Origin of the sequence: Symbioplanes lichenis, assembly GCF_030709675.1 — a bacterium.
Lineage (GTDB): Bacteria > Actinomycetota > Actinomycetes > Mycobacteriales > Micromonosporaceae > Actinoplanes > Actinoplanes lichenis.
The window spans coordinates 1-5,597 of the sequence record NZ_JAUZQD010000037.1; the positions used below are offsets into that span (position 1 = coordinate 1).

Sequence of the window (5,597 nt, forward strand, 5' to 3'; positions counted from 1 at the left end):
GCATCGCGCGGACCTACAACAGCCTCGACCCGCGCCGCAACCTGCTCTTCGGCTCCGGCTGGATGACGCAGGCCGACATGCGGTTGACACCGGACAGCGACGGCTCGGGCAACGTGCTCGTCACCTACCCCGACGGCCAGCAGGTCCGGTTCGGCAAGAACAGCGACGGGACGTACGCCGCCCCGCTCGGCCGCACGGCCCAGCTGACCGTCACCGCGACCACCGGGCTCTACGTGCTCAAGGACGTCAAGGGCACGTCGTACTCGTTCCGGGGCGGCGACGGCAAGATCTACTCGATCGCCGACAAGTACGGCCGGCTGCTGTTCTTCACGTACGACTCGCAGAGCGGCGTGCTCGCGAAGATGCAGGCCCGCAACAACGCCAACGTCACTACCGGCCGCGCGCTGACCTTCGGCTGGAACAGCACCAACACCCACGTCACCAGCGTCTCCACCGACGCGGTGGCGGGGCGCAAGCTGACCTGGACGTACGAGTACACCGGCGACACGCTGACCCGGGTGTGCTCGCCCGGGGCGCAGGCGTGCACGACGTACACGTACTCGCCGGGTTCGCACTATCGCAGCAGCGTGCTGGACAGCAACCCGGACTCGTACTGGCGGCTGGGGGAGCCGGCGGGCACCGCGTCCGCGGGCAGTGAGGTCGTCACCAACCTCGGCCAGGACGCCGGCACGGTCAAGAACGTGACGCTCGGGCAGCCCGGGGCCCTGGCCGGCAGCGGCAGCACGGCCGGGCAGTTCAACGGCAGCAGCTCGGTCGTCGAGCTGCCCAAGGGCATCGTGAAGCGCAGCCGCGACACCGCGATCGAGCTGTGGTTCAAGGTCAGCAAGACGGAGACCGGCGGCCCGCTGGCCGGTTACCAGGACACCGCGATGGACGGCACCGCCACCTCCGGCGTCCCGCTGCTCTACGTCGGTACCAACGGCCTGGTCTACGGGCAGTTCAAGACGGCCAACGCCACGCCCGCGCCGCTGCAGGCGGGCATCGACGTCCGCGACGGCGCCTGGCACTACGCCGCGCTGTCGGTCACCGGGGACACCCAGACGCTCTACGTCGACCAGTACAAGGTGTCGAAGACCTCCGCGCAGATCGGCGTCCTCGACCACAGCCTGCTGACCTTCGACCAGGTCGGCGCCGCGCAGGCCACCACGCCCGCGTCCTGGCCGGGCTGGGGGAGCACCGCCAAGCGGTGGTTCCACGGCGGCATCGACGAGGTCGCCGTCTACGGCCACGCGCTCAGCGACCAGACCGTCGCCGCGCACCGCGCCGTGGGCGCCACCGCGGCGGCCCAGCTCGCCTCGGTGACCATGCCCAGTGGCAAGACCGCCGCCGAGACGACTTACGACACGGACACCGACCGGGTCAAGGAGTACACCGACGGCAACGGCGGCACCTGGAAGATCGGGACCCCGACCGTCTACGGCGGCGCCACCGACCTGCGCCGCACGGTGCAGGTGCTCGACCCGGCCGACCGGCGCTACCTGTACGAGTACGACGCGCTCGCGGGCCGGCTGCTGCGCTCGGCGTCCCCGCTCGGCGTGGCCGTCCGCCCCGAGGACAAGCCCCTGCCCAGCGCGGAGCCCTCCCCGTCGCCGACCGAGATCTGCAGCACCCCGGACCCCGGCGACCCGCAGTTCTGCACCACCATCCCGGGCGACGCGGGCGGGCCGATCTTCGAGGAGAACGAGCTCACCGGCTCGGTGCTGCGCTCCTTCGGCTACGACGACAAGGGCCGGCAGAACAGGATCGTCAGTGAGACCGGCGACGTCGTCACGATGACCTTCGACGACCGCGGCAACGTCACCTCGCGGACGGCGTGCCGGGCGGCGAACGACTGTCAGACGACGTACACGGCGTATACGACGCCGAACGCGAGCAACCCCTTCGATCCGCGCAACGACCTGCCGGTCGAGGTCCGGGACCCCCGCTCGGCCAGCGCCACCGACACGACGTACCGCAGCCAGACGTCGTACAACTCCCTGGGCGAGGTGCTCACCGAGACCGCGCCCAACGGCGCGCTCACCTCGACCTCCTACACGTCCGGCAACGAGCTCGGCGTCGGCAGCACGACACTGAGCCAGCCGCCGGGCCTGGTGAAGACCAGCACGGACGGCGCGAACAAGGTCACGTCCTTCAGCTACACCGCCGACGGCGACCTCGCGCAGGTCACCACGCCGTCGGGGCTGGTCACCCAGAGCACGTACGACGCCCTCGGCCGCAAGATCCAGGACAAGGAGATCTCGGACACCTTCCCGGACGGGGTCGTCACCACCTATACGTACGACGACCTGGGTCAGCTGCTCACCACGGCCGGCCCGGTCACGACCAACGCGGTGGACAACACCAGGCACCAGGCCGTGACCACGAAGACGTACGACGTCGACGGCAACATCGTCAAGACGGTCGTCAAGGACGCGCAGGACGCGAGCGAGCCCGAGCGGGTCACGACCGTCGAGTACGACGAGTTCAACCACCCGACGCGCACGGTCAGCCCCGAGGGCGACGAGCAGACCGAGGGCTGGGACAAGTTCGGCAACCGGGTCCTGGTCGTCGACGGCAACGGCAACCGCTACGGGTACGCGTACACCGCGCGCAACGCCCTCGCCGAAGTACGTCTCTACGACTGGCACGACGGCGGCGCGGACTCCGGGAACGGCGCGGCTTACGTCGTGCTCAACTCCTATGCGTACGACTGGGCCGGCCGGATGGCCGTGCAGGTGGACGCCATGGGCCGCCGGGTCGAGTACGTCTACTACGGCGACGACCTGCTGCAGAAGAAGATCCTCAAGAACTTCCACGACCCGGACGGCAAGACCCGTGACCTCGTGCTGGAGGACAACCAGTACGACAAGGCGGGCAACCTGACCCGGCAGGCGCTGAGCAACGGCATCGAGGTCACGACCGGCACATTCGACCGGATGGGCCGCCCCGACACGACCGTGCAGGACCCGGGCGGGGTGTCGCGCGGCAGCAAGTACGAGTACGACGCGCTGGGCAACGTCACGAAGACCACGATCACCGGGTCGCCGGTCAACCTGCCGTGGGCCGAGACGGGCGGCAGCAACGTGCTGTCCAACGTCTACAACGCCAAGGGGCAGCTCGAGCAGGAGAAGGTCTCCGACGGGACGAAGACCCAGGTCACGTCGTACACGTACGACAAGCGGGGTCTGGCCCTCACCAGCAAGGACCCCAACGGCAACATCACCACCTTCCGGTACGACGAGAACGGCGACCGGACGGCGACGATCGCACCCGCCGTCGCGGTCGAGACCGGGGGCAACCCGGCGCAGACCACCAGTCCTGCGGTGGTCACCGGGTACAACGCGTTCGGCGAGGTCGTCGCCACGAAGGACGCCCTGGGCAACGTCGCGCGGACGACATTCGACCGGATGGGCCGCGTGGTCGAGTCGACCGGCCCGCTCTACACCCCGGCCGGCGGCGCGAACACCACGGCGGCGCCGACCACCAAGGTGAAGTACGACGCGCTCAACAATGTCGTGGAGAGCACCGACACGCTCGGGCACGTCACGCGGTTCACGTTCGACCGGCTGAACCGCCTGACCGCCAAGGACCTGCCGGGAGCGACGGACGACGAGCGGCTGGTGTGGCGGTACACGTACACCCGGACCGGCAAGGTGCTGTCCAGCACGAGCCCCACCGGGATCCGCACCGAGGCCACTTACGACGATCTCGACCGGCAGGTCACCAGCACGCAGTTCGAGCGCAAGCCGGTCGCGGACACGTTCACCCGCACCATGAAGTACGACGACGCGAGCAACGTCGTGGCGGTCACCTCGCCCTCGGGCCTGACCACCACGATGACGTACGACAAGGTGGGTGAGCTCCTCAGCACCACCGACCCGGCCAAGACGACGAGCCGGATCGGCTACGACGCGTTCGGCAACACCGTGCGCCAGACCGACGGCGCCGGGCGCACCACGCGCCGGACGTACGACGCCTTCGGCCAGGTCAGCACGGAGCTGGACCTGGACCCGGGCGGCGCCGAGCTGCGCCGGGAGACGTACGAGTACGACCTCAACGGCAACGTCACGAGCCGGACGAGCGCGCTCAAGAAGAAGGTCACCTTCGAGTACAACGCGCTCGACCAGCTGGTCAAGCAGGTCGAGCCGACCAGCGCCACCACGTCGATCACGACGACGTTCGGCTACGACGCGGCCGGCAACCGGACCCGGTACACCGACGGGCGCGGCTACTCGACGTACTACACGATGAACGTGCTCGGCCTGCCCGAGTCGGTCGTCGAGCCGTCCACCAAGGCGCATCCCGCCGCGGCGGACCGCACGTGGACGGTGGCGTACGACCTCGCGGGCCAGGCCACGCAGCTGACCGCGCCGGGCGGGGTGGTGCGCAGCCGGGCGTACGACGCGGCGGGGCGGCTGACCACCGAGAGCGGCAGTGGCACGGGCGTCAAGGCGGCCCGGCGCGGGCTGACTTACGACGGCGAGGGACGCACGACCGCCGTCACCTCCGACGGGACCAACGCGAACACGTTCAGCTACGACGACCGGGGCAACCTGCTCGGCGCCACGGGCGTGTCCGGCACCTCGGCGTACGCCTACGACGACGACGGCAACCTGGTCACCCGGACCGACGCCGCGGGCACCGCGACGTTCGGCTACAAGGACGGCCGCGTCGACACCATGAAGGACGGCGCGTCCGCGGTCACCCAGACCCTGCGGTACGACACCGGCGGCATGATCGCCCGGGTCGACTACGGCGCCGGGCGGGTCCGCAGCTACGGCTACGACGACCTCGGCCGGCTCACCGCCGACACGCTCAAGAACACGGCGGGCGCCACGGTCGCGTCGATCGGCTACAGCTACGACCTCGACGACCACCTCACCGGCAAGACCACGACCGGCACGGCGGGGGCGGGCAGCAACACCTACACGTACGACGACGCGGGCCGGCTGACCTCGTGGACGAGCGGCGCGGGGAAGGTCGAGTACGGCTGGGACGACTCGGGCAACCGGATCCGGGCCGGGGCCAAGACGGCGACGTACGACGAGCGGAACCGGCTGCTGGGGGACGGGGACTACACGTACTCGTACACGGCCCGGGGCACCCTGGCCGGGCGGACGAGCTCGGGGCTGACCGACGCGTACTCGTTCGACGCCTTCGACCGGATGGTCGGCGCGGAGGGGGCGACGTACGTCTACGACGGCCTCGACCGGGTCCTGAACCGCAACGGGCAGCTGCTGACGTACGCCGGTGTCGAACAGGACCCGGTGTCGGACGGCAAGGAGCGGTTCGCCCGGGGCCCGGACGGCTCGCTGCTCGCGGTCACGCAGGACGCCACCTCGACGAAGCTGGTGATCTCCGACCAGCACGACGACGTGGTGGCCGGCTTCGCGGCCGGATCGGCGCTGACGTCGCTGGACTCGTCGACGGCCTATGACCCGTACGGGCAGAAGGTCGCCTCCTCCGGCACCCAGTCGGCGGCGGGTTTCCAGGGGGACTGGACCGACCCGGACACCGGTCAGGTCGACATGGGGGCGCGTTTCTACGATCCCGGCACCGGGACGTTCACCAGCCGTGACACGGTCGCCTACACCTCC

Annotated in this window: 1 protein-coding gene; it reads left to right on the forward strand. The window is 70.1% G+C overall.

Translation table 11 applies throughout. The features are described from left to right. Window positions 1-5,597 (forward strand): LamG-like jellyroll fold domain-containing protein (locus RAN62_RS40865; protein ID WP_305790283.1); only part of this gene is annotated, 5,597 nt, incomplete at both ends.